17 protein-coding genes are annotated in these 24,029 nt (G+C 73.4%); 6 read left to right on the top strand and 11 right to left on the bottom strand.

The window, feature by feature from the left end; all coding sequences use genetic code 11:
- Nucleotides 1–47: 47 nt before the first annotated feature.
- Entirely contained in the window at nt 48–1,622 is a 1,575-nt protein-coding gene (gene purH, locus ACFC8N_RS29245; protein ID WP_356030151.1) for a bifunctional phosphoribosylaminoimidazolecarboxamide formyltransferase/IMP cyclohydrolase, read from the bottom strand.
- On the bottom strand, nt 1,619–2,257 hold the full coding sequence (purN, locus tag ACFC8N_RS29240) for a phosphoribosylglycinamide formyltransferase (protein WP_356030150.1): 639 nt from the start codon (nt 2,255–2,257) through the stop codon (nt 1,619–1,621). The genes purH and purN overlap by 4 nt, the downstream gene beginning before the upstream one ends.
- A gap of 269 nt (nt 2,258–2,526) precedes the next feature.
- Between purN and ACFC8N_RS29235 the strand changes: the two genes are divergently transcribed.
- On the top strand, nt 2,527–3,360 hold the full coding sequence (locus ACFC8N_RS29235; protein ID WP_376291091.1) for a hypothetical protein: 834 nt from the start codon (nt 2,527–2,529) through the stop codon (nt 3,358–3,360).
- Nucleotides 3,361–3,387: 27 nt separating this feature from the next.
- Here ACFC8N_RS29235 and ACFC8N_RS29230 read toward each other — a convergent pair whose 3' ends face one another.
- The gene (locus ACFC8N_RS29230) at nt 3,388–5,232 is read right to left on the bottom strand and encodes a DUF6350 family protein (protein ID WP_376291088.1); all 1,845 of its coding nucleotides are present in this window, start codon (nt 5,230–5,232) and stop codon (nt 3,388–3,390) included.
- Nucleotides 5,233–5,328: 96 nt separating this feature from the next.
- On the opposite strand from ACFC8N_RS29230, the gene ACFC8N_RS29225 reads away from it, so the two are divergent.
- A complete protein-coding gene (locus ACFC8N_RS29225) occupies nt 5,329–6,174 on the top strand; it encodes a sigma factor-like helix-turn-helix DNA-binding protein (RefSeq protein ID WP_356030145.1) in 846 nt (281 codons plus the stop codon).
- 112 nt (nt 6,175–6,286) lie between these two features.
- On the opposite strand, the gene sucD is transcribed toward ACFC8N_RS29225, so the two are convergent.
- The 6 genes from sucD to ACFC8N_RS29195 form a co-directional block, all read right to left on the bottom strand.
- The gene (gene sucD, locus ACFC8N_RS29220) at nt 6,287–7,171 is read right to left on the bottom strand and encodes a succinate--CoA ligase subunit alpha (RefSeq protein ID WP_071370071.1); all 885 of its coding nucleotides are present in this window, start codon (nt 7,169–7,171) and stop codon (nt 6,287–6,289) included.
- Nucleotides 7,172–7,199: 28 nt separating this feature from the next.
- Entirely contained in the window at nt 7,200–8,381 is a 1,182-nt protein-coding gene (gene sucC / locus ACFC8N_RS29215) for an ADP-forming succinate--CoA ligase subunit beta (RefSeq protein ID WP_356030144.1), read from the bottom strand.
- Nucleotides 8,382–8,962: 581 nt separating this feature from the next.
- Nucleotides 8,963–9,922, bottom strand: a complete 960-nt coding sequence (locus ACFC8N_RS29210) for a hypothetical protein (protein WP_376291085.1) — start codon at nt 9,920–9,922, stop codon at nt 8,963–8,965.
- A 118-nt stretch (nt 9,923–10,040) separates the two neighbouring features.
- Nucleotides 10,041–11,279, bottom strand: a complete 1,239-nt coding sequence (locus ACFC8N_RS29205) for a VWA domain-containing protein (RefSeq protein ID WP_376291082.1) — start codon at nt 11,277–11,279, stop codon at nt 10,041–10,043.
- Nucleotides 11,276–13,885: a DUF5682 family protein gene (locus tag ACFC8N_RS29200; protein ID WP_376291079.1), complete on the bottom strand. Its 2,610-nt coding sequence runs from the start codon at nt 13,883–13,885 to the stop codon at nt 11,276–11,278. The genes ACFC8N_RS29205 and ACFC8N_RS29200 overlap by 4 nt, the downstream gene beginning before the upstream one ends.
- Complete coding sequence (locus ACFC8N_RS29195) at nt 13,882–15,084, bottom strand: AAA family ATPase (protein WP_356030138.1); 1,203 nt, start codon at nt 15,082–15,084, stop codon at nt 13,882–13,884. Before ACFC8N_RS29195 ends, ACFC8N_RS29200 begins: the two co-directional genes overlap by 4 nt.
- 132 nt (nt 15,085–15,216) lie before the next feature.
- Between ACFC8N_RS29195 and ACFC8N_RS29190 the strand changes: the two genes are divergently transcribed.
- Both ACFC8N_RS29190 and ACFC8N_RS29185 read left to right on the top strand, forming a co-directional pair.
- Nucleotides 15,217–16,560 (top strand): SWIM zinc finger family protein, encoded by a 1,344-nt coding sequence (locus ACFC8N_RS29190; protein WP_376291077.1) that lies wholly within the window; start codon nt 15,217–15,219, stop codon nt 16,558–16,560.
- 50 nt (nt 16,561–16,610) lie between these two features.
- Entirely contained in the window at nt 16,611–18,296 is a 1,686-nt protein-coding gene (locus ACFC8N_RS29185) for a DUF5691 domain-containing protein (protein WP_376291075.1), read from the top strand.
- On the opposite strand, the gene ACFC8N_RS29180 is transcribed toward ACFC8N_RS29185, so the two are convergent.
- A complete protein-coding gene (locus ACFC8N_RS29180) occupies nt 18,272–18,694 on the bottom strand; it encodes a cobalamin B12-binding domain-containing protein (protein ID WP_362818198.1) in 423 nt (140 codons plus the stop codon). The genes ACFC8N_RS29185 and ACFC8N_RS29180 overlap by 25 nt on opposite strands.
- 224 nt (nt 18,695–18,918) lie before the next feature.
- Here ACFC8N_RS29180 and ACFC8N_RS29175 point away from each other — a divergent pair, with 224 nt between their 5' ends.
- Both ACFC8N_RS29175 and ACFC8N_RS29170 read left to right on the top strand, forming a co-directional pair.
- Entirely contained in the window at nt 18,919–19,770 is an 852-nt protein-coding gene (locus tag ACFC8N_RS29175; protein WP_376291072.1) for an esterase/lipase family protein, read from the top strand.
- Between the two features lie 213 nt (nt 19,771–19,983).
- The gene (locus ACFC8N_RS29170) at nt 19,984–21,432 is read left to right on the top strand and encodes a M23 family metallopeptidase (protein ID WP_356030132.1); all 1,449 of its coding nucleotides are present in this window, start codon (nt 19,984–19,986) and stop codon (nt 21,430–21,432) included.
- A 73-nt stretch (nt 21,433–21,505) separates the two neighbouring features.
- Here the strand turns inward: ACFC8N_RS29170 and pcrA are convergent, their stop codons facing one another.
- Entirely contained in the window at nt 21,506–24,010 is a 2,505-nt protein-coding gene (gene pcrA, locus ACFC8N_RS29165) for a DNA helicase PcrA (protein ID WP_362818194.1), read from the bottom strand.
- Nucleotides 24,011–24,029 lie beyond the last annotated feature (19 nt).

Here is a 24,029-nt window from a genome sequence, read left to right as displayed (position 1 = left end):
CCGGCTCCCTCGGGGGAGGGCCGGAGGCCGTCACGCGTTCAGGGCGCTCAGTGGAAGAAGTGACGCGTACCCGTGAAGTACATCGTCACGCCCGCCTTCTTCGCGGCCTCGACCACCTGCTCGTCGCGGATCGAGCCGCCCGGCTGGACGATCGCCCGGACGCCGGCACCGATCAGGATCTCGGGGCCGTCGGGGAAGGGGAAGAAGGCGTCGGAGGCGGCGTAGGAGCCACGCGCACGCTCCTCACCGGCCCGCTCGACGGCGAGCTTGCAGGAGTCGACGCGGTTGACCTGGCCCATGCCGACGCCGACCGAGGCGCCGCCCTTGGCGAGCAGGATGGCGTTGGACTTGACGGCCCGGCAGGCCTTCCAGGCGAAGGCGAGGTCCGCCAGCTCCTCGGGGGACAGGGCCTCGCCGGACGCCAGCGTCCAGTTGGCGGGGTCGTCGCCGTCGGCCTGGAGGCGGTCGGTGACCTGGAGCAGGAGACCGCCGTCGATCTGCTTGGCCTCGACCCGGTTGCAGGGGGCGCTCGGGGCCTTCAGGACGCGGATGTTCTTCTTCTTGGTGAGGGCTTCGAGGGCCCCCTCCTCGTAGTCCGGGGCGACGATGACCTCGGTGAAGATGTCCGCGACCTGCTCGGCCATCTCCTTGCTGACCGGACGGTTCACGGCGATCACGCCGCCGTAGGCCGAGACCGGGTCGCAGGCGTGCGCCTTGCGGTGCGCCTCGGCGACGTCCGAACCGACCGCGATGCCACAGGGGTTGGCGTGCTTGATGATCGCGACGCACGGCTCGTCGTGGTCGTACGCGGCACGGCGCGCGGCGTCCGTGTCCGTGTAGTTGTTGTACGACATCTCCTTGCCGTGCAGCTGCTCGGCGGCCGCGAGGCCACCCCTGCCGTCGACGTAGAGGGCGGCCGGCTGGTGCGGGTTCTCGCCGTAGCGCAGGGTGTTCTCGCGCTCGAAGGTCGCGCCGAGGAAGTCGGGGAACCGCGAGTCGTCGACGGGGGCGTAGTCGCGCGCGAACCACGAGGCGACGGCCACGTCGTAGGACGCGGTGTGCTGGAATGCCTCGGCGGCGAGCCGCTTGCGGGCGGTGAGGTCGAAGCCGCCGTCCTTGACGGCCGCGAGGACGTCGGCGTAGCGCTCGGGGCTGGTGACCACGGCGACGGAGGGGTGGTTCTTGGCGGCGGCGCGGACCATCGACGGGCCGCCGATGTCGATCTGCTCCACGCACTCGTCGTCCGAGGCGCCGGAGGCGACGGTCTCGCGGAACGGGTAGAGGTTGACGACGACGAGGTCGAACGGCTCCACGCCCAGCTCGGCGAGCTGCTCGCGGTGGCTGTCCAGCCGCAGGTCGGCGAGGATGCCCGCGTGCACCTTCGGGTGCAGGGTCTTGACCCGGCCGTCCAGGCACTCGGGGAAGCCGGTCAGCTCCTCGACCTTGGTGACGGGGACGCCGGCGGCGGCGATCCGGGAGGCCGTCGACCCGGTGGAGACGAGCTGGACGCCGGCCTCGTGCAGCCCCCGCGCAAGCTCTTCCAGCCCGGTCTTGTCGTAGACGCTGACGAGCGCGCGACGGATGGCCCGCTTGCTGCTGCTGTCGCTGGTCTGGGCGGTCACTGGATAACTACCTTTCGTCCCTCAATGCGATAGCCGTTGCGGGCGAGGCGCCCCACGACCTCGACGAGCAGCCTTCGCTCGACTTCCTTGATGCGCTCGTGCAGCGCGCTCTCGTCGTCCTCGTCCCGGATCTCGACCACGCCCTGGGCGATGATCGGGCCGGTGTCGACGCCGTCGTCGACGAAGTGGACGGTGCAGCCGGTGACCCGGGCGCCGTACGCGAGCGCGTCGCGTACGCCGTGGGCCCCGGGAAAGCTGGGCAGCAGGGCGGGGTGCGTGTTGACGAACCGCCCGCCGAACCGCGCCAGGAACTCCTTCCCGACGATCTTCATGAACCCGGCGGAGACGACGAGGTCGGGCTCGTGGTCGGCGACGGCCTCGGCGAGCGCCGCGTCCCACGCGTCCCTGGTGTCGTAGTCCTTGACCTTCCGCACGAAGGTCGGCAGCCCGGCACGCTCGGCCCGGGCGAGCCCCTCGATGCCGTCACGGTCGGCCCCTACGGCGACGATCTCGGCGCCGTACTGCTCGGCTCCGGTACGCGCGATCTCGTCGAGGAGCGCCTGAAGATTGGTGCCGGATCCGGAGACCAGCACCACGAGGCGCTTGACCGCGGGGGCAGCGGGGGTGGCGGCCACGATGGGGCCCTTTCTCGGTTCTGTTCGGCTTTTCCCGGTCTTGTACATTCGTACGAATGCTTCGCGCCCCCGGATACGGGGAACTCTACGAAGCAGCCGACCGCCAGCAACGATACCGGCACACTGGACGGCCCCCTCGGGACGGGGGCGTGGCCGGAAGGTAGCGTTCGGGAGGAACCGGCTCGGGAACGCACGCGGTGTGCCATGCGTTTCCGGGGTGGAAGCTCACGTCGGACAGCCGAATTCACCCAGGGGAAGACGCTCTCTTGATGCCCCATCGCAGCCTGCGACTCCGCACGTTCACTCCGCGCCCGGCCCGGGGAGGCGAGAGCGGGCGCGGCGCCGCGCTGCTGCGGGAGCGGCCGTCCTCGCCGCCGCAGGCGCCGCGCGGAGGAGACCGGGACGGCGAGGGAGACGGCGCGGGGCAGCAGGACGACAACCCCTTCGCCCCGCCCCCGGAGGGCAGCCCGGACAACCCGTGGCGCCCCCGGCACCACGGAGGATCGTCGGGTGCGGACTCGGGCCCGGGCGGCTCCGGGGACGGCGGCCGGGGCGGCGGCCCCGAGGGCGGCTCCCCGTGGGGCGGCCAGTGGAGCGACCGGCAGCCCGGCCGCTCCCCCGGCGGCGGCTTCGGCGAGCGGCCCGGTCCCGGTGGCGGTCCCCAGGGCCCCGGCGGCGGCCCGGCCGGCGGCGGCATGCGCTGGGACCCGACGGACCCGGCCCAGCGCCGCGCCCGTTACGCACTCCTGTCGGGCATGTGGGCGGTCTTCTTCGCCCTGTTCAGCTGGCCGTACGTGTCCCTGCTCCTGGGCGTGCTGGCCCTGTACTGGGGCGTCAGCGCCCTGCGCGCGAGGCCCCGCACCCCGGGCCCGGACACCCGGCCGGCCCCCGGCGCCGGCCGCCCCCAGGTGACGGCGGCGGTGGGCGGCCTGGTGACGGCGTCCCTGGCCCTGATGCTCGTCGCCTCGACCTTCACCGTCCAGTTCGCCTACCGCGACTACTACACGTGCGTGAACGACGCCCTGACCCACGAGGCGAAGCAGTCCTGCGACACCCTGCTGCCGAAGCAGCTGCGCGGGGTGCTGGGGGTAGGGAACAGCTGAAGTGCCCCCTGAGGGGCGCCAGTTGAATCACGGCGCTTCGGCAGGAGGCGGGGGCGGGGGCATGTCCTCCGGATCCGGTGCGGGGCCGTCGGGCTCGGCGGGCGTCTCGGCCTCGGCGATGTCGGCCTCGGTGATGTCAGCCTCGGTGATGTCAGCCTCCGGGATGCCGGCATCGGCGATCTCTGCCTCGGTGATCTCGTCGGCGGTCTCGCGCCGGGCGGCCGTCTCGCGCAGGGCCGCCCAGCGGGAGGTGCGCGCGAGGTCGTCGTGCCAGCCCGGAGGATACGGGTCGTCGGCCGGGAGGAAGTCGTACAACTCCTCCTCGGGGGCCCCGGGCACGACGGACCCGGACTCGGCCTCGTTCCCCTTCGTGGCGCCCTTGGTCGTGCCCTTGTCCTTGCCCTCGTCCCCGGTCTCGGGCCTCCCCGTCCCCTCGGCCGCGGACTCGGCGTCTTCCCCTGCCTGACCCTGCCGACCCTGCTCCCCCGTCCTGTCCTGCGCCGGAATCCCCCCGCCCCGCACCCACCACGTCCGCAGCCGCCAGGCCCGTACCACCAGCGCCACCGGCATCCCGAACACCGCCGTCCAGAGTGCCGCCGCACCCCCGGTCTGCCAGCCCACCGGTCCGAAGCGGGCCAGCGCCGCCACGCCCAGCGGGCCCCCGGACAGTTCGGCGAGGAGCAGGCAGCCCGCCCCGCAGACCAGCGCCGTCAGCAGCACCACCCCGGCCGTGCGAGCCGCCGACCAGCGGGCCGACACCCTCTCCCCCTGCCGCGCGGGCCGCTCCACCGCGCCCCGCGCCACGAACCACCCCGCCGTCACCCCGGCCGCCACCGGCAACGCCCCCGCCGCCCAGTTGAGCTGCGACCCGGCCCCCGCGTCCGGCACCGCCGCCAGCAGCGGGAACGGCGGCAGCAGCGGGGCCGGACGGGAGGCGAAGGGATACACGAGGTGCCCGGCGCCGAGCAGGAAGCCGGGGCCGAGGGCGTACGACGCGGCCCAGACCGCCGCATTGGGGATCAGCGCGACCCCGAGCAGCAGTACCGCACACCGCCCGGTCCAGCCCTCCGTCAGCTGGAGGAACGACGCCCGCGCCGCCCCGCCGTGCCACGCCAGCGACACCCCGACCAGCGCCGCCCCGCCGCCGAGCAGCACGGCCGTCGCCGCACCTGTGGCCCGTACGGCCGTGCCCAGCCGCCGCCACCCGTCGGCGCCGGACACCGGTCGCCGCACCTGTCCCGGCAGCATCCGCCACACCTTCAGCACGGGCTCACGCGGCCGGCCGTACGCCGTCCACACCCCCACCGCCGCCGTGACCCCCACGACGAGCGGCAGACACACCGTCACCCACGGCCACGAAGGCCGCAGTTCCGCGCCCGCGCAGTACAGCGCGGCCGGGCCACCGACGGCGAGATAGCCGAGGACGACCCCCGTCCACACCGTGCGCGCGGGCACCAGCGGCGGTGCGTCGGCGTCGTCGCGGGGGTCGAAGACGGAGTCGGCGGGCGGGTCCACGCCGTCCCGGGCCGCCCGGTGGACCAGCCACACCGGCAGCGCGAGCAGCAGCAGCGGCGTCACCCCCACGGGCATGTGCGCGCCGGAGAGCGTGTCCGTGCGGACCAGTTCGACGCCGTGTGCCAGCAGCCACAGCGCGGCGGCGACATGCAGCGCGCCGCCCGGACCGCTGTCGGGATACGGCGACAGCACCCACAGCCCCATCACGAGCACGGCGAGCGAGCCGAGCCCGAGCCCCGCGGCGACGGCCCCGCCCAGGAGGCTCGCGGCCAGTCCGGGCGAGCGGTCGCGCAGCCGGGTCAGCAGGGTCGACAGCGACGGTCGGCGGCGAGCGGTCATCAGGGTCACGCCCGCCATGCTCCCAACGACACGCGCTTTCCCGTCGTAACAGGCGAACCCCCGTAGTGTCGCTCAATATACTTTTATGTTCATTTTCGTACGGAAGAGTGCACGGTGACGACGCTGCCCCGGGTTCCCTCCCCCGTCTCCCCGCCGGAGTCCCTGACGCCCGCTCAGGCCTTCGACGCGCTGTACGCGTTCTGCGCCCCCGCCCTCGTACGCCAGACCTACCTGCTCACCGGGCGCCGGGAGCTGGCCCGCGAGGCGGTGGAGCGGGCGTTCCAACTGGCCTGGCAGCGCTGGCCCGAGGTGGCCCGGGACCGCGATCCGGCCGGCTGGGTACGGGCGGTGGCGTACGACTGCGCGCTCTCCCCCTGGCACCGCTTCCGCCCCCGCCACCGGCACCCGGAGCCGCCGCCCGCCGACCCGGCCGGCCGCGCGCTGCTGCACGCCCTGCTGAAGCTGCCGCCGTCGTACCGGCGCACGCTCCTGCTCTACGACGGTGTGGGGCTCGACCTGCCGGAGACGGCAGCGGAGACGGAGGCCAGCACCCCGGCGGCCGCCAGTCGGCTGACCCACGCCCGGCAGGCCGTGGCGGCCCGCGTCCCGGACCTGGCCGACCCCCGCGCGCTCCACCGCGGGCTGCTCGAACTGGCCTCGGCCGAGCGGCTGCGGGCCGCGAAGCCGACCACGGTACGGACCGTGAGCGAACGCCGGAACGCCTTCTGGACCCGGACGGCGATCGCCTTCACCGTGACGATCATCGGCGCGACGGCGCTCACCCTGCGCACGGCCCCTACGCACTACGAGGCACCGATCGCTCCCGCGCAGGCGGTGGGCGGCGTGCCGCCCCGGGTGGCGCCGGGTCCGCTGTCCCCGGCGGAGCAGGCCCTGCGGGCCAAGCTGCGCCGCGCGACGGAGAGGAGCGGGCCGCAGCGACTGGTCCCGCTGGCCGGATGAACCCGGTTGGACGGGGACAGCGGAACAGCGGGAGAAGCGGGGACGGTGCGGACAACGGCGGCAGGCCCGCCCCCACCGCGGGGACGGGCCTGCCGGTGTTCCGCTGAGAAGGTCAGCCGCCCAGGATCTCGCGGGCGAGCTTGGCCGTCTCGGTCGGGGTCTTGCCGACCTTGACGCCCGCGGCCTCCAGGGCCTCCTTCTTGGCCTGCGCGGTGCCGGAGGAGCCGGAGACGATGGCGCCGGCGTGGCCCATGGTCTTGCCCTCGGGCGCCGTGAAGCCCGCGACGTAGCCGACGACCGGCTTGGTCACGTTCTCCTTGATGAACGCGGCCGCGCGCTCCTCGGCGTCGCCGCCGATCTCACCGATCATCACGATCAGCTCGGTCTCGGGGTCGTCCTGGAACGCGGCCAGGGCGTCGATGTGGGTGGTGCCGATGATCGGGTCACCGCCGATGCCCACGGCCGTCGAGAAGCCGATGTCACGCAGCTCGTACATCATCTGGTACGTCAGCGTGCCGGACTTCGAGACCAGGCCGATGCGGCCCGGCTTCGTGATGTCGCCCGGGATGATGCCGACGTTCGACTGGCCCGGGGTGATGATGCCGGGGCAGTTCGGGCCGATGATGCGGGTCTTGTTGCCCTTCTTGCCGGCGTACGCCCAGAAGGCGGCCGTGTCGTGCACGGCGATGCCCTCGGTGATCACGACGGCCAGCGGGATCTCGGCGTCGATGGCCTCGACGACCGCGTCCTTGGTGAACTTCTCCGGCACGAAGATCACGGAGACGTTCGCGCCGGTCTCCTTGATCGCCTCGGCGACCGTACCGAAGACCGGTACCTCGGTGCCGTCGAAGTCGACCTTCTGACCGGCCTTGCGCGGGTTCACGCCGCCCACGACGTTGGTGCCGTCACCGAGCATGAGCTTGGTGTGCTTCATGCCCGTGGCGCCGGTCATGCCCTGGACGATGACCTTGCTGTCCTTGTTGAGCCAGATAGCCATGGTGTGTTGGTGTCCTCGTCCTGAGTGCTTACTTGGCGGCGTGGGCCAGCTCGGCGGCCTTGTCGGCCGCGCCGTCCATGGTGTCGACGCGCTGCACCAGCGGGTGGTTGGCGTCCGTGAGGATCTTGCGGCCCAGCTCGGCGTTGTTGCCGTCGAGGCGGACGACGAGCGGCTTCGAGACGTTCTCGCCGCGGTCCTCCAGGAGCTTCAGGGCCTGGACGATGCCGTTGGCGACCTCGTCACAGGCGGTGATGCCACCGAAGACGTTGACGAAGACCGACTTGACGTCGGGGTCGCCGAGGATGATCTCCAGGCCGTTCGCCATCACCTGGGCGGAGGCGCCACCGCCGATGTCCAGGAAGTTGGCGGGCTTGACGCCACCGTGGTTCTCACCGGCGTAGGCGACGACGTCCAGGGTGCTCATGACGAGACCCGCGCCGTTGCCGATGATGCCGACCTCGCCGTCGAGCTTGACGTAGTTGAGGTTCTTCTCCTTGGCAGCGGCCTCGAGCGGGTTGGCCGCGGCCTTGTCGTGGAGCTCCTCGAAGTCGGGGTGACGGAACTCGGCGTTGTCGTCGAGCGACACCTTGCCGTCGAGGGCGATGACGTCGCCGGAGGCGACCTTCGCCAGCGGGTTGACCTCGACCAGGAGGGCGTCCTCCTTGATGAAGGTGTCCCACAGCTTGACGAGGACGTCCGCGACCTTGTCCGCGACCTCGGCCGGGAACTTGGCGGCCTCGACGATCTCGCGGGCCTTCTCCGGGGTCACACCGTCGATCGGGTTGATCGGCGTCTGGGCGACGGCCTCCGGGGTGTCCTTCGCCACCTCCTCGATCTCCATGCCGCCCTGGACGGAGGCGATGGAGAGGAACGTGCGGTTGGCACGGTCGAGGAGGAAGGAGACGTAGTACTCCTCGAGGATCTCCGGGGCGGTCTCGGCGATCATGACCTTGTGGACCGTGTGGCCCTTGATGTCCATGCCGAGGATGTTGTTGGCGTGCTCGACGGCCTCGTCCACGGAGGCGGCCAGCTTGACGCCGCCGGCCTTGCCACGGCCGCCGACCTTCACCTGAGCCTTGACGACGGACTTGCCACCCAGGCGCTCAGTGGCTGCGCGGGCCGCCTCAGGCGTGTCGATGACTTCACCGGCCAGCACCGGTACATCGTGCTTGGCGAAGAGGTCCCTCGCCTGGTACTCGAACAGGTCCACGCGCTTCCGTCCCTATCAGTGATCTCGCGGTTCGTTGGATGCGTGGGCGTGCCGCGAAGGGCAACGTGACGTCCGCTTGTCACAAGGGAGGCGCACACGGTGTCCGAGCGCGCGGCATGTCCGTCTCGCAGGTTATCCCCGCTCGCGGGGGCTCCCTAAATCGAGGGTCACACCCGAGCGGTGATACCTGTCACATGATGCCGGGTTCCCTGGCACGGCGTGCCGCGCACTGGCGCGATGTGCGAGGCCTCACCGGGCTGGGGTTGGCCCGGTGAGGCCTCTGGGCCGGCCCCGGTGGTTCCGGGACCGTGACGGTCGGCCTCCACCCCTATGGGGACCGGCCGTCTCACCCGTGGGGCCCCGCCCGAACGATCCGACGGCATTCGGCCGTCCGGGTCCGGACACCTCACGGAAGCGGGTCGGGCCCCTGCGCGTGTCCGTCAGTGATGGATCAGCAATGGATCAGTGATGCATCAGCGACGGAGCAGTGACGGATCACCGGCGATCAGAGGTGATCGGGGGGCGGTGATCGGCCATCGGTCGCCGGCGACCGGCGAGGCCCGAAGGAGGGGCGGCCGGAGCTAGCCGGGGAAGACAGGGATGTCCCGGTGCCGTTCCCGGGTGCGGGGCATGTCGGTGCGCACGGCGGTGCCGGGCACGAGCCACAGGGGGGCACGGTGACCGAGGGTGACGACATACACGTCGGCATGACGGGACGCGGTCCCCTCGGCCGCCTGCTTGCCCAGTACGCCGTTCGGGGTGCCGGCGGGCGCCGGACGACCGGGGGCGGCGACGGCACCGTTGGAACCGGCGGCGCCGTGGTGCGCGGAGGAACGCGCGGGGGGTGCGGCGCACGGGGACCCTGGGGCGCTCTCCGGCCCGTACGAGGCGAACGGGGCCGGCCCGGCCGGGGCCGCGGCACCGGCGTCGGTACGGGCGTGGCGCGGGTGCGGGTGCGGGTGCGCCGGGGCGGGCGTACCGACCGGGCTCGCGGGCCGGCTCGCCGTGCCCTCGCCCTGCCCCTGCCGGCTCGGCGCAGACACCGGCACGCCGACCGCATCGGGTACGTCCGGCACGTGGCCGAGGTCCGGCAGCGGGAGGGGGGCCGGCACGACGCGCTCGGCCGCTCCCCCGACGGTCCGGACGACCGTGGACACCGTCCGGTTCACCGTGGCCACCGTCCCCGTCACCGGGGACAGCACGCCTTGCACGTCCTGCATGTCCTGTGCAGAGGTGACGGTCTTCTCGCCGGTCGTGCGCGCCGGATGACTCTGCGCGGCCGCCCCGGAGTCCGACGGCGTCAGGGGCAGTACGGATGTCACGGACGCCGCGGATGTCGCGGATGTCGCGGATGTCGCGGACGTGAGGGACGTCGCCGCTCCCCCCGCCGGCGTTCCGTCGGCCGCGTGCGCCTGCTCGCCGAAGAGGAACCCCAGCGCGAACAACCCGCCGACCAGCAGCGTCAGTTGGAGCGCACGCCGCCCGGCCGCCGTGCGCAGCACGCGCACGGTGGTTCCAAGGAGGGCGGCGGAAAAGGTCAAGGAGACTAACGTCCTCGGATCGGCACGGCAGGGACTCCACCGATCCTTCACGGCACCCCCAAGTCCGCGCAAGCCCCGTGTTACCGATGGGTAGCCATATCCCCTTTCATTCCTCCTGTCACACGGTGTCCGGTATCGGCAGTGGTCGCTTCTCCAGGGCCGCCGCCATCACCTCGGGGAACAGGTCGGGCGTGCAGGCGAAGGCCGGTGCGCCGAGTGCGGCGAGCGCCGCCGCGTGCTCCCGGTCGTACGCCGGCGCGCCCTCGTCCGACAGCGCGAGCAGCGCCACGAACTGCACCCCGGACGCCTTCATCGCCGCGACCCGCTTGAGCATCTCGTCGCGGATGCCGCCCTCGTAGAGGTCACTGATCAGCACGACCACCGTCTCGGCGGGACGGGTGATCTGCGACTGGCAGTAGGCGAGCGCCCGGTTGATGTCCGTGCCGCCGCCGAGCTGGGTGCCGAAGAGGACGTCGACCGGATCGTCCAGCTGGTCGGTGAGGTCGGCCACCGCCGTGTCGAAGACGACCAGCCGGGTGCTGATCGCCCGCATGGAGGCCAGCACCGCCCCGAACACCGACGCGTAGACCACGGACGCCGCCATCGAACCGGACTGGTCGATGCAGAGCACGACCTCCTTCTTCACCGACCGCGCGGCCCGCCCGTATCCGACGAGGCGTTCCGGCACGACCGTGCGGTACTCGGGCAGGTAGTGCTTGAGGTTGGCCGCGATGGTGCGGTTCCAGTCGATGTCGTGGTGGCGCGGGCGGCTGACCCGGGCACTGCGGTCCAGGGCACCGGTGAGGGTGGCCCGGGTTCGGGTCGCGAGCCGCTTCTCCAGGTCCTCGACGACCTTGCGGACGACCGCGCGCGCCGTCTCCTTCGTCGTCTCCGGCATCGCCTTGTTGAGCGACAGCAGCGTGCCGACCAGATGCACGTCCGCCTCCACCGCCTCCAGCATCTCCGGCTCCAGCAGCAGGGCGGACAGCCCGAGCCGGTCGATGGCGTCGCGCTGCATGACCTGGACGACGGAGGACGGGAAGTAGCGGCGGATGTCGCCGAGCCAGCGCGCCACCGACGGCGCCGAGGCCCCGAGCCCGGCCGAACGGTCGTGCCCCGCCTGCGGTTTGTCCCCCTTGCCGTAGAGCGCGGCGAGCGTGCCGTCCATCGCCGCGTCCCGCCCGGACAGCGCGCATCCGGTCCCGTCGGCCTGCTCCCCGCCGAGCACCAACCGCCACCGCCGCAACCTCTCACTCGCCGGGTCGCCGACGCCGGGACCTGGACCGACGCCGGGGCTGGGGCCGGGACCGATGCCGGGGCCGGGACCGGTGGTCGTCGTGATCGGCTGGATTGTCATGTGCCCACCCCCGCAAGGCTGTTGTCGTCGGTCGTCCTCGGCTGCCCGCACAGGTCCCGGCCCGGACCCTTGCCCGGGTCCGGGTCCGGCTTCTCGTCCCGGTCCTCCTCCAGGCCGAGCAGCAGCCGCAGCACCGGGAGCACGGCGTCGGCGCGCTCGGTGTCCGGCTCGGCGGCGAAGCCCGGTGCCGTCCCCGCCCCTGCCGCCCGGCCGGCGGTCCGCTCGCCCGGTCCACGCCGGACCAGTTCACCGAGGGTTCTGCGCACTCCCGGCTCGTACGCCGCGAACGTGCGCCGCAGCAGCGGCAGTACGTCCGTGAACGCCTCCGCCGGCACCCCTGTCAGCCAGTTGTCGACCAGGCCGAGCAGCCGCTCGTCGTGCACCAGCAGCAGCCCGCCCCCGCCGCCGACGAAACCCTCGATCCAGGCGGCCGCGTCGGCGGGCGGTGTCCCCGGCGACAGGACGAGCCCCATCAGCCGCGCCGCCTCCTCGGGCCCCAGCACGCCGTCGTCCAGCAGCAGCCGCACCGCCCGCCCCCGCAGCACACCGGCCACGGTGTCGCGCAGCGCCAACGCCCGCAGCACGACTCGCCAGCGGTCCCGCAGCGCGCCGGGTCCGGCACCGCCACCGTCCCCTGCGCCGCCACTCCCCGCGCCTGCGTTCCCCGTGTCGGTGCCCGTGGCGGCCGCCGTCTCCGCCAGCAGCCCCACCGCCGCGTGCACGGCGTCCACATGGCCGCGCATCTCCTCCGCCGCGTCCGTGTCGAGCGCGGCGCAGGCCGGGGGCAGGCCGACGAAGATCCGCTCGGCGAGACCCGCCGCGACCCCGGCCAGCGCGCCGGTGTCGGTGCCCCGCACATCGCCGTAGCGCAGCGAGCGGACGAGGGCGGGCAGGGCCTGGGCGAGATGACCGACGTCGGTGTCGAGCGCGGCCCGGTCGGCCAGCACCCGCATGACCACCGGCAGGGCCTCCGGCACCCCCGCGAGCAGGCACTGCTCGGCGAGCGCGGTGACCTCGGCGAGGCCGCGCGCGGCCTCCGCGTCCGCCTCCGCCCTGGCCTGCGCGGCGCCCTGTACGGTCGTCCCCCACACGCCCGCCTCGGCGACCCGCACCGACAGCTCCGGCTCCCAGCGCAGCCGCCAGGTCTCCCGGAAGGTGCCCGTGCTCCCCCGCGACCGGGCCGGCTCGCCCCAGCCGACGCCGAGCAGCCGCAGCCGGTGCAGCAGTCTGCTGCGGGCGGCGTCCGTCTCCCCGCGCAGGTCCAGCTCCAACTCCCGCTCCGGCGCCTCCGGTTTGAGCCGAAGCGAGCGCTGCTGCCGGGCCAGGTCGCGCTGGAGCGGCACCGCCGGGGCCGCCTCCGGCACCTCCCCCAGCGCGTCCCCGACGACCAGCCGGTCGTGCACCAGCGCCAGCGGCACCTCGGAGCCGTCGCCCAGCACCGCGCGCACGGCGTCGGTGGTCTCGCTCAGCCCGGGCAGCGGGCGGCCGCGCAGCGCGGCCAGGGTCTCGGCGAGCCGGACGGCCTCGATGACATGGGCGGAGGAGACGATCCGGTCCTCCTCGCGCAGCAGCCTCGCCACCTTGGTCAGCCACCGCTCGACCGGCCGGTCGGGGGCGTGGAACAGATGGCCGTACCAGCCCGGCGAGTCGATGCCCGCGCCGTAGCCGCCGGCCCGGGCGAGCCTGCGGTGCGTCCACGGCACCCAGGTCAGGTCCGTCCTGACCTTGGGCAGCCCCTTCAGCAGGGCGCGGTCGGCGGTGACGGTGGTCTTCGCGCGCAGTGCGGGCACGTGCCAGGCCCCGCAGACCACCGCCACGTCGCCCCCGAACTCCTTGCGCGCGGCGCGCAGTTGGAGCCGCATGTGCGCCTCGCGTACGAGGTCACGCGCGTGCCCGCCCGCGCCGTACCGCTCGCGCAGCGCGCCCATGGCGTCCTCCAGGGCGGCGAACGGCGCGAAGGGATCCCGCTCACCCGGGCCCCGGTGCTCGACGACGTCCTCCCACCAGCGCTCGGGGTCGTCGTACCCCGCGGCCTCGGCGAGCGCGGCGAGCGGATCGACCCTGAACCGGCGGGTCTGATCACCGGCTTCGGGGGCGTCACCGATGTCCTGCGGGTCTCCCCTGTCGCCCGCGGCGCCCGGGTTCTCCTCGCTGCCCGCGGCGCCCGTGCTCTCCTCGCCGCCTGCCTCGGCCGGATCCTCCCCCGCGCCCCGTCCCGGCCGCCCGGTCCCGTCCGCAGACACGTCCCGCCCCTGCCACGCGAGCGTGTGCGTGGCAGGCAGGTCGACGAAGCGGGCCGTGACGCCCTGCTCCAGGGCCCAGCGGATCGCCACCCACTCGGGGCTGAACTCGGCGAACGGCCAGAACGCCGAGCGGCCGGGCTCGTCCACGGCGTGGGCGAGCAGGGCGACCGGGGGCCGCAGGCCGGGGTCGGCGGCCAGCGGGATGAGCGCGTCGGCCTCGGGCGGGCCCTCGATCAGGACGGTACGGGGACGGGCGGCGGCCAGCGCGGCCCGCACCGCGCGCGCGGAGCCGGGTCCGTGGTGCCGCACGCCGAGCAGGAGGGGGCCGGGGTCGCGGGCCCCGGGCCCGCGCGTGCCGTTCACGCGCTCACCTCCCGGCACGCGCGGTAGAAGTCCGTCCAGCCCTCGCGCTCGCGGACGACCGTCTCCAGGTACTCCTGCCAGACGACCCGGTCGGCCGCCGGATCGCGGACGACCGCGCCGAGGATGCCGGCGGCGACGTCACCCGGGCGCAGCACGCCGTCGCCGAAGTGGGCGGACAGGGCGAGGCCGCTCGTGACGACGGAGATCGCCTCGGCCGTGGACAGCGTGCCGCTCGGCGACTTCAGCTTCGTGCGGCCGTCGGCGCTCACTCCGTCGCGCAGCTCGCGGAAGACCGTCACGACACGGCGGATCTCCTCGATGCCGTCGGGCGCGGCCGGCAGATCGAGGGAACGGCCGATCTGCTCCACCCGGCGGGTGACGATGTCGACCTCCGCCTCGGCGCTCTCCGGCAGCGGCAGCACCACGGTGTTGAAGCGGCGGCGCAGCGCGCTGGAGAGGTCGTTGACGCCTCTGTCACGGTCGTTGGCGGTGGCGATGAGGTTGAAGCCGCGGACCGCCTGGACCTCCTCGCCCAGCTCGGGGACGGGCAGCGTCTTCTCGGACAGGATCGTGATCAGCGTGTCCTGCACGTCGGCCGGGATACGGGTCAACTCCTCGACGCGCGCCGTCATGCCCTCGGCCATGGCACGCATGACGGGGCTGGGCACGAGGGCGTCACGGCTCGGGCCGTGCGCGAGCAGACGGGCGTAGTTCCAGCCGTACCGGATCGCCTCCTCCGGGGTGCCCGCCGTGCCCTGGACCAGCAGCGTGGAGTCTCCGCTGACCGCGGCCGCGAGATGCTCGGAGACCCAGGTCTTGGCGGTGCCGGGGACGCCGAGCAGGAGCAGGGCGCGGTCGGTGGCGAGCGTGGTGACGGCGACCTCGACGATGCGGCGCGGGCCCACGTACTTGGGTGTGATCACCGTGCCGTCCGGCAGGGTGCCGCCGAGCAGGTACGTCGCCACCGCCCACGGCGACAGCTTCCAGCGGGCCGGGCGCGGGCGGTCGTCCTGCCGGGCGAGCGCGGCGAGTTCGGCGGCGAAGGCGTGCTCGGCGTGCGGTCGCAGCGCCTGCGGCTCCCGGCGTCCGCCCACTGTCCCCGTTCCCCCGCTCGCCGTCCCGCTGCTCCCGCTCGCTTCGCCGGACGCCGCGTCGACGGGCGTCGCTTCCACGGACGTCACTTCCTCGGACACAGACATGGCTGAGGCCCCCTCCAGCTCGGCCGGTTCGGATCTGGCATCCACCGTGCACCACGCCACTGACAATCGCTCTGACCTGCACAAACTCCCACGCATGGCCGATTGTCAGTGGCGGGACCTACCGTCGGGGGCATGACTGAGCAGCGGGTGCGCTGGACCGCGGACCAGGTGCTGGCACTGGCGCCTGACGCCGCGTCACGCACGGCGGGGAGCAAGCTCGGCACGGCCGGTCCGTGGTCCGAGACGGGCAGTGGAGAGGGGACGGTGTGGGGACTGTGCAGGGGCAGTGGCAGCAGGCCGTACCGGACGGTTGTGGACCTGGCCGGACCGGCGTACAAGTGCAGTTGTCCGAGCCGTAAGTTCCCGTGCAAGCACGCACTCGGGCTGCTTCTGCTGTGGGCGGGCGGCGGCGCGGTGCCGGTGTCCGGCGAGCCGCCGGGGTGGGCCGGGGAATGGCTCGCCTCCAGACGCGGGCGGGTCGAGGGCAAACCGGCCCGGGGCGAGGGGAGTTCCGCGTCCGGGCCCGCCGATCCCGAGGCGGTACGGCGGCGGGCCGAGCGCCGGGCCGAGCGGGTCACCGCGGGCGCGACGGAGCTGGAGCAGCGCCTCGCCGACCTGCTGCGTGGCGGCCTGGCCCCGGCCGAGCAGGCGGGGTACGGGGCATGGGACGAGACGGCGGCCCGCATGGTCGACGCGCAGGCGCCCGGACTCGCGGCGCGGGTGCGGGAGTTGGGGGCGATACCGGCGTCGGGGCCGGGCTGGCCGGCCCGGTTGCTGGAGGAGTGCGCGCTGCTGCATCTGCTCGACCAGGGCTGGCTGCGCCGCGACGCGCTGCCGGACGCCCTCGCGGCCACGGTCCGCTCGCGGCTCGGCCTGCCCACACCGGCGGACGGCCCGCCGGTGCGCGACCGCTGGCTGGTCCTCGCCCAGTACGACACGGTGGACGCGAAGCTGACGACCCGCCGGATCTGGCTGCACGGCGCCGATTCGGGCGACACCCGGCTGCTGCTGTCGTACGGCGCCGCGGGCCGGGCCCCGGAGCTGTCCCTGCCGGTCGGGCTGGCGCTGGACGCGGAGCTGTCCGGCCACCCGGGAGCCGCCCGGGCCCGGGCGAGCCTGGGCGAGCGCCACGCCCCGCCGACGCCTGCCGCGTTCCGCCCACCGGGCGTGTCGACGGGGGACGCGGCGGACCGGTACGGCGCGGCGCTGCGCGACGATCCCTGGCTGGAGTCGGTCCCGGTGACGCTGGAGCGGGTGGTCCCGGTCCCCGACGGCGAGACGTGGCAGCTGGCCGACGCCGACACGGACACGGCCCTGCCCCTGACCCGGGCCGCCCGCTCCCGCCCCGGCCTGTGGCGCCTGACCGCCCTGTCCGGCGGCGCCCCCGTGACGGTCTTCGGCGAATGCGGCCACCGCGGCTTCACCCCGCTCACCGCCTGGGCGGCGGGGACGGACGAGGCGGTGCCGCTGTGCTGAGCGGGCCCGAGACGAAACGGAACGCCCTGAGCCATCAGGAGGGGGACGACATGAACGCGACCTCGGCCGCCCGGACCGGCGCGGATCCCGCGGTTTCCTGGGACGACCTGCTCACCACCGCCCTGCTCGGCACCGACCGGCGCCCCTGGGCGGGTTCCGCACCCGGCCGGGAGGCTCCGCTGGCGCTGCTGGACGCGGCCGCCGTCGCGACCGTGCGGCGGCGGGCCGGGCTGCGCCCCGCGCGCGCGGGCCGACGGCCGGAGCCGGCGCCCGCGGACCCGCGCCCGGTCCTGCCCGCCGCAGCGGCCCGCCGCCTCGCCACCCTGCTGGCCGACCGCTCCGGCGCGGCGGGCAGCGGCCGCCGGGGCAGCTCCCCGGACCTCATGGAGCTGCTCCCGCAGTGGCTCGCGGCAGCCGTCGAGCACGGGTACGCGGCGCCCCCGCAAGCGCTGCCCGCCCTGTTGGACGCGGCCCGGGGGCGTACCGACCTGCGCCCGGCGGCACTGGCGTTCGCCGGCCCGCGCGCCCTGTGGCTGGCCCGGTTGAACAGGGACTGGCGCTTCGCCCTGCGCGCGGCCCCCGGCGGCGGTGCCGCACTGCCCGGCCCCGACGACGCCGAGGGGGTGGAGCGGCTGTGGCAGGAGGGGCTGTTCGCCGAGCGGGTGGCGCTGCTGGGCGCACTGCGCGCGCGTGAGCCCGCGCTCGCGCGCGAACTGCTGGCGTCGACCTGGCCGAAGGAGCGGGCGGAGGACCGGCTGATGTTCCTCGACACGCTGCGCGCGGGCCTCGCCGCCGGGGACGAGCCGTTCCTGGAGCAGGCGTTGGGCGACCGCAGCCGCAATGTCCGGGCGACGGCCGCGGAGCTGCTGTCGGCGCTGCCGCACTCGGCGCTGGCCGCGCGCATGGCCGTACGGGCGGCGGCCTGTGTGGCTCTCGACCGTACGGGACCCGTGCCGGCGATCGCGGTCGAGCCGCCGGTCGAGTGCGATTCGAGCATGGAGTGCGACGGTGTGGTGGCCACGCCTCCCGCAGGCAGAGGAGAACGCTCATGGTGGCTGGGGCAGTTGGTGGAGGCCGCCCCGCTCGGCAGCTGGCCGGAGCGGCTCGGCGGGCGCACCGCGCGGGACATCGTGGCGCTGCCCGTGGCCGACGGCTGGCAGGGCGAACTGCACGCGGCCTGGTGCCGGGCGGCGGTGCGGCAGCGCGACGCCGACTGGTCGAGGGCCTTGCTCGGCGCGCCGTCGGCGCCGGAGGCGGGCGGACCGGGGGCGGTGTCCCTGGCGGAGCGCGCGAAGCTGCTGGCGGCCCTGGAGCCGGCGGAACGGGCCGCGTGGGTGGCCGGGTTCATCGCGACACACGGCCTGTCGGAGGCGTTCCAGCTGCTCGGGGTGTGCGCCGTGCCCTGGGCGCCGCCACTGGGCCGCTCGGTCGTGGACGCGCTCAACATCGCGCGCGACGCGGGCAGTTACCCCTGGAGCTTCAGCGGGGTGATGGGACTGGCCGAGCGCTGCCTGGACCCGGCGGAGGTCGCACGGCTGGAAGGGCTGCTGGCGATACCCGACGAGCGGGAGGACGCGGCGCCGGGAGCCGGGGGCTACTGGGCGGAGGCCTTCCAGCGGCTGGTCACGACGCTGCGGCTGCGAGCGGCGATGGCGGACGAGCTGGCACCGGCCGGCACCCCCCGCGCACCCCGCCCGGACCTGCCGTCGGCTCAGCCGCCGGACGCGGCCCGCTGACCCGCGTTCTCGCGCACCCACTCCACGATCGACGCCGTGGTCGCCCCGGGGGTGAAGATCTCCGCGACGCCCTTCTCCTTCAGCGGCGCGATGTCCTCCTCCGGGATGATGCCGCCGCCGAAGACCAGGATGTCCTCGGCCTCGCGCTCCTTGAGCAGGTCGATCACCGCGGCGAACAGCGTGTTGTGCGCGCCCGAGAGGATGGACAGACCGATCGCGTCGGCGTCCTCCTGGATGGCGGTGTCGACGATCTGCTCCGGCGTCTGGTGAAGGCCGGTGTAGATGACCTCCATACCGGCGTCGCGCAGGGCACGAGCGATGACCTTGGCCCCGCGATCGTGGCCGTCGAGCCCCGGCTTGGCGACCACCACGCGGATCGGACCGGCTGCCACACCCATCACTGCCTCCATAGACGATCCCGGAAGCGATCGCTTCCGGCCCATCACGACAAGTACCGCACTTCTGGCGCGTCCCGCCACCCGTCGCGAAGTGAACGAACGTTATCTCCAGCATCCCGCAACCGGCAGTTTTACGGTGCGCAGCGAGGGGGAAATCACACGTGGGACATGAGGGCACACGGGGGATGGAGCCGTCCTCCGGCGTGCCGACAGGAGGTCGGCCCATGAAGGTCACCGGAGTACTGCCACTCTCTCTTGCGATCTACCGGCGCCTGTGGCCGGGACGGCTCGCCGGACTGTCCATGGCGCTGCTCAAGGCGACCGCCCTCGAGGCCGCGATCCTGGCCGGCCACCTGCTGCTCTATCCGACCGGCTTCGTCCAGGAGCGCCGCTTCCCGGCCCTGCCCGCGCAGAACGGCGCCGCCCGGCTGCCCGTCCGCTCCGGCCCGCCGGTCGTGCTGCTGCATGGCTTCATCGACAACCGCTCGGTGTTCGTACTGCTGCGCCGCAGCCTCGCCCAGCACGGCCGGCAGCGCGTCGAGTCGCTCAACTACTCACCGCTGACCTGTGACATCCGCACCGCGGCCGAACTGCTCGGGCGGCATGTCGAGGAGATCTGCGAGCGCACCGGCAGCGCCCGCGTCGACATCGTGGGCCACAGCCTCGGTGGGCTGATAGCGCGCTACTACGTGCAGCGTCTCGGCGGCGATCTGCGGGTGCGCACGCTCGTCACCCTGGGCACCCCGCACGCGGGGACCCGGGTGGCGCCGCTCGCCGACGCCCATCCGATCGTGCGCCAGATGCGGCCCGGTTCCGGGGTGATCGAGGAGCTGGCCCGGCCCGCGCCCGGCTGCCGTACGCGGTTCGTCAGCTTCTGGAGCGACCTGGACACCATCATGGATCCGGTGGAGTCGGCGTGCCTGGACCACCCCGACCTCGACGTGCAGAACGTCCAGGTGACCGGCATCGGGCATCTCGCCCTGCCGGTGCACCCCGCGGTCGCGGCCGGGATACGCGAGGTCCTCGACACGGCGCGCCCCGGGGACGCGCTCGCCGGCGGTCTGACGGTGGCGTGACCTACAGACGGCCTTGAGGTGACCAGCAGCCACCTCACATCGAACGCTCATCGAACTCTCGGCCAAACTCGTGTCCGGCGTCCCCCGAAAGTCCGCCGATTGCCCGTTTCCGGCCCACGCGAAACCGGCTGAAGATTGTCGCGCCCAGGTACCGGCGGGTACAGTCGCCGCACTGCTCTGGCAGCCCCTGTTGTCGAGGCGAAAGAGAAGTTGGTGAACGACCGTCACCCGTCGGGGACCATGACCACCCCGGCCCCGGCTTCTGACGCCTCCTCCGCGCACTACGGCCACGCGCCGTACGGGACGCACGAAGCCTCCTACGGCGACTTCACCACGTACGGCGGCTACGACGCCACCGGTTTCGCGCACTCCCACGACACCACCGGCACCTTCCACGGCGACCCGCTCTTCGGCAGCCTGCCCGGCCCGCAGACCACCGGCGCCTACGACACGACGCCGTGGCAGACCGGCACGACGCCGCACTACGACGCGTACGCGGCCCAGCACCACGCCGCCTACGACTCCGGCGTGCACGACGCCACCGCCTGGACCGTTCCCCCGCAGGCCACGGGCCATGACGTCAGTGGACAGTGGGACGCGAGCGGCTGGCTCCAACCCGAGCAGCCCGGCGGCATGACCCAGCAGTGGGAGTGGGGCACCCAGAGCTTCGAGACCGGCGCGTACGACGCCACGCAGTGGAACTCCCCCGGCCAGGCCGTTCCCGAGCAGGCCGGCGTGCCGTTCGACCAGCAGGCCACCGCCACGTTCGAGCAGGTCGGCGACCCGGCCGCGGACTTCCCTCAGACGGGGTACGCCGCCGACGATCCGGTGGGCACCGCAAACGGTGAACCGCCCGCCGCGAACGACCTGTTGGAGGAGCAGGAAGAGACCACGCCGACGACCCGGGCGGGCGCGCGCAGCGCCGGGCGGTCCCGGCGCCGTACGCCTGCCAAGCGCTCCGCGCTGCTGACCGTCGCCGTGCCCTCGGCCTGTGTGATGGGTGTCGCCGGGATCGCGGTCGCCTCGGTCGGTGCCTTCAGCGACGACAGCAAGGACACCGCCGCCACCGCCGCGGACGCGCACGCGGTCAAGCCGGCGATCGCCAACAGCAAGCTGGACGCCCAGCTCAAGACGCTCTCCGCCGACGCCCACGACTTCGCCGACCGGGCCAGCCGGACGCAGGAGCGGATCGACCTCAAGAACCAGCAGGAGCAGGACCGCAAGAAGGCCCTCGCGGAGGCCGCGCTCAAGGAGCGGCTGCGCCCCAAGTTCGTCCTGCCGGTCACGCAGAGGGGGCTCAGCGCCTACTTCGGCCAGGCGGGCGTGAACTGGATGTCGGTGCACACGGGCATCGACTTCCCCGTCTCCTACGGCACCACGGTGATGGCCGCCACCGACGGCACCGTCACCACCAAGTGGAACAGCGCCTACGGCAACATGCTGATACTGACGGCGAAGGACGGCACGGAGACCTGGTACTGCCACCTGTCCAGCTACCAGGTCCCCGCGGGCACGTCCGTCAAGGCCGGCCAGCCGATCGCGTATTCCGGCAACTCCGGCAACTCCACCGGCCCGCACCTGCACTTCGAGGTGCATCCGGCGGGCGGAGCGGCCGTGGACCCGCTGCCGTGGCTGCGCAGCCACGGCCTGGACCCGACCTGAGCCGCGTATCCCGACGTGAGCCGTGACGGTGTGAGCCCCGCCGGTCCGGCGGGGCTCACACCTTCCACTGCTTCTACAGCTTCTCGACCGGCGCGTAGCGCAGCAGCAGCCGCTTCGGCTTGCCGTCGCCGAAGTCGATCGTCGCCTGGGCCTTGTCGTCGGCGCCCGCCACCGCGACGACCGTGCCGAGCCCGAACTGGTCGTGGGTGACCCGGTCGCCGACCGCCAGCGACACCGCCGGCTTGTCCGTCGTACGCCGCGTGGCGAACCCGGACGCGCCCGCGGCCGACGAGCGCGAGCGGGACGAGGACAGCGAGGCGGCGATCCCGGAGGCCGGGCCGGAGGAGACCGGAGCCGTCGCGCCCGTCCGCTTCCACTCCAGGTGCGCGGTCGGGATCTCCTCCAGGAAGCGGGAAGGCGGGTTGTACGACGGCTGGCCCCAGGCGCTGCGCATGGACGACCGGGTGAGGTACAGCCGCTCACGCGCGCGCGTGATGCCGACGTACGCGAGGCGCCGCTCCTCCTCCAGCTCCTTGGTCTGGCCGAGGGCGCGCATGTGCGGGAAGACGCCGTCCTCCATGCCGGTCAGGAAGACGACCGGGAACTCCAGGCCCTTGGCGGTGTGCAGGGTCATCAGGGTGATGACGCCGGCGCCTTCCTCGTCCTCGTCGGGGATCTGGTCGGAGTCGGCGACGAGGGCCACCTGCTCCAGGAAGTCGGCCAGCGTGCCCTGCTCGCCCTCCGCGCGCTCCTGCTCGAACTCCAGGGCCACGGCCGCGAGTTCCTGGAGGTTCTCGATGCGGGTCTCGTCCTGCGGGTCGGTGGAGGACTGCAACTCGGCCAGGTATCCGGTGCGTTCGAGGACGGCCTCCAGCACGGTGGCCGGTCCGGCGCCGGACTCCACGATGGTGCGCAGGTCCTCCATCAGCGTGTTGAACCGCTTGACCGCGTTGGTGGAGCGCGCGGCCATGCCGTACGCCTCGTCCACGCGCTTGAGCGCCTGCGGGAAGCTGATCTTCTCGCGCTGGGAGAGGGCGTCGATCATCGCCTCGGCGCGCTCGCCGATGCCCCGCTTGGGGACGTTGAGGATGCGGCGCAGCGGCACCGAGTCCTCGGGGTTGGCGAGAACGCGCAGGTAGGCCAGGACGTCCCGGACCTCCTTGCGCTCGTAGAAGCGGACGCCGCCGACGACCTTGTAGGGCAGGCCGACGCGGATGAAGACCTCTTCGAAGACACGGGACTGGGCGTTGGTGCGGTAGAAGACGGCCACGTCGCCCGCCTTGGCGTCGCCCGCGTCGACCAGGCGGTCTATCTCGTCGGCGACGAACTGGGCCTCGTCGTGCTCGGTGTCGGCGACGTAGCCGGTGATCCGGGCGCCCTGGCCGGCGTTGGTCCACAGGTTCTTCGGACGGCGGGACTCGTTGCGCTCGATGACCGCGTTGGCGGCGCTCAGGATCGTCTGGGTGGAGCGGTAGTTCTGCTCCAGCAGGATCGTCGTCGCGTTCGGGTAGTCCTCCTCGAACTGGAGGATGTTGCGGATCGTCGCGCCCCGGAAGGCGTAGATCGACTGGTCCGCGTCACCGACGACGCACAGCTCGGCGGGCGGGAGGTCGTGCTCGCCCGGCGGGGCGGCGACGTCCTCGGTGACGTCCTCGGCGGCGCGCTCGACGGTGCCGACCAGTTCGCGGACCAGTGCGTACTGGGCGTGGTTGGTGTCCTGGTACTCGTCGACCAGGACGTGCCGGAAGCGGCGGCGGTAGTGCTCGGCGACGTCCGGGAAGGCGCGCAGCAGATTGACCGTCGTCATGATCAGGTCGTCGAAGTCGAGCGCGTTGGCCTCGCGGAGGCGGGACTGGTAGAGCGCGTAGGCCTGGGCGAGGGTCTTCTCGAAGCCGTCGGCGGCCTGGGCGGCGAAGTCCTCCTCGTCGATCAGCTCGTTCTTCAGATTGCTGATCTTGGCGCTGAAGGACTTGGGCGGGAAGCGCTTGGGGTCGAGGTCCAGGTCGCGGCAGACCAGGGCCATCAGGCGCTTGCTGTCGGCGGCGTCGTAGATCGAGAACGACGACGTGAAACCGAGCTTCTTCGACTCGCGCCGCAGGATGCGCACGCACGCGCTGTGGAAGGTCATCACCCACATCGCGTGCGCGCGCGGGCCGACGAGCTGCTCGACGCGCTCCTTCATCTCGCCCGCGGCCTTGTTGGTGAAGGTGATCGCGAGGATCTGGCCCGGGTGCACGCTCCGCTCGGCGAGCAGGTGGGCGATGCGGTGGGTGAGCACACGGGTCTTGCCGGAGCCGGCGCCGGCGACGATGAGCAGGGGGGAGCCGGCGTGGACGACCGCGGCGCGCTGGTTGTCGTTCAGCCCCTCCAGCAGCGCCGCCGCGTCGAGTGCGGGGCGGGGGGCGCCGTCGCGGTAGTAGGAATCCCGGTCCGGCGGCACGTCGAACTTCCCGCCGAACAGATCGTCCGGAAGCGGCTCCGGAGCGTGATCGTCCTCGGGCGGCGGCGGAGGCTCCTCCTCGCGCCCGCGCGGGGGCTGGAGGTCCGCCAGGAAGCTGTCGTCAAAGAGGCTGCTCATCGCTCTCCGAGTCTAGGGC

Source organism: Streptomyces sp. NPDC055966, assembly GCF_042269865.1.
Taxonomy (GTDB): domain Bacteria; phylum Actinomycetota; class Actinomycetes; order Streptomycetales; family Streptomycetaceae; genus Streptomyces.
The sequence above is the reverse complement of the archived record's forward strand: the minus strand, read 5'-3'. Positions and strand labels throughout refer to the sequence as shown.

Bases quoted from the DNA above. Each gene is read 5' to 3' on its own strand.
- ACFC8N_RS29180 (WP_362818198.1), bottom strand. From the start codon at position 18,694: ATGGGTGTGGCAGCCGGTCCGATCCGCGTGGTGGTCGCCAAGCCGGGG.
- ACFC8N_RS29185 (WP_376291075.1), top strand. From the start codon at position 16,611: ATGAACGCGACCTCGGCCGCCCGGACCGGCGCGGATCCCGCGGTTTCC.
- ACFC8N_RS29235 (WP_376291091.1), top strand. From the start codon at position 2,527: ATGCCCCATCGCAGCCTGCGACTCCGCACGTTCACTCCGCGCCCGGCC.
- ACFC8N_RS29190 (WP_376291077.1), top strand. From the start codon at position 15,217: ATGACTGAGCAGCGGGTGCGCTGGACCGCGGACCAGGTGCTGGCACTG.
- ACFC8N_RS29205 (WP_376291082.1), bottom strand. From the start codon at position 11,279: ATGACAATCCAGCCGATCACGACGACCACCGGTCCCGGCCCCGGCATC.
- ACFC8N_RS29175 (WP_376291072.1), top strand. From the start codon at position 18,919: ATGAAGGTCACCGGAGTACTGCCACTCTCTCTTGCGATCTACCGGCGC.
- pcrA (WP_362818194.1), bottom strand. From the start codon at position 24,010: ATGAGCAGCCTCTTTGACGACAGCTTCCTGGCGGACCTCCAGCCCCCG.
- sucD (WP_071370071.1), bottom strand. From the start codon at position 7,171: ATGGCTATCTGGCTCAACAAGGACAGCAAGGTCATCGTCCAGGGCATG.
- ACFC8N_RS29195 (WP_356030138.1), bottom strand. From the start codon at position 15,084: ATGTCTGTGTCCGAGGAAGTGACGTCCGTGGAAGCGACGCCCGTCGAC.
- ACFC8N_RS29230 (WP_376291088.1), bottom strand. From the start codon at position 5,232: ATGGCGGGCGTGACCCTGATGACCGCTCGCCGCCGACCGTCGCTGTCG.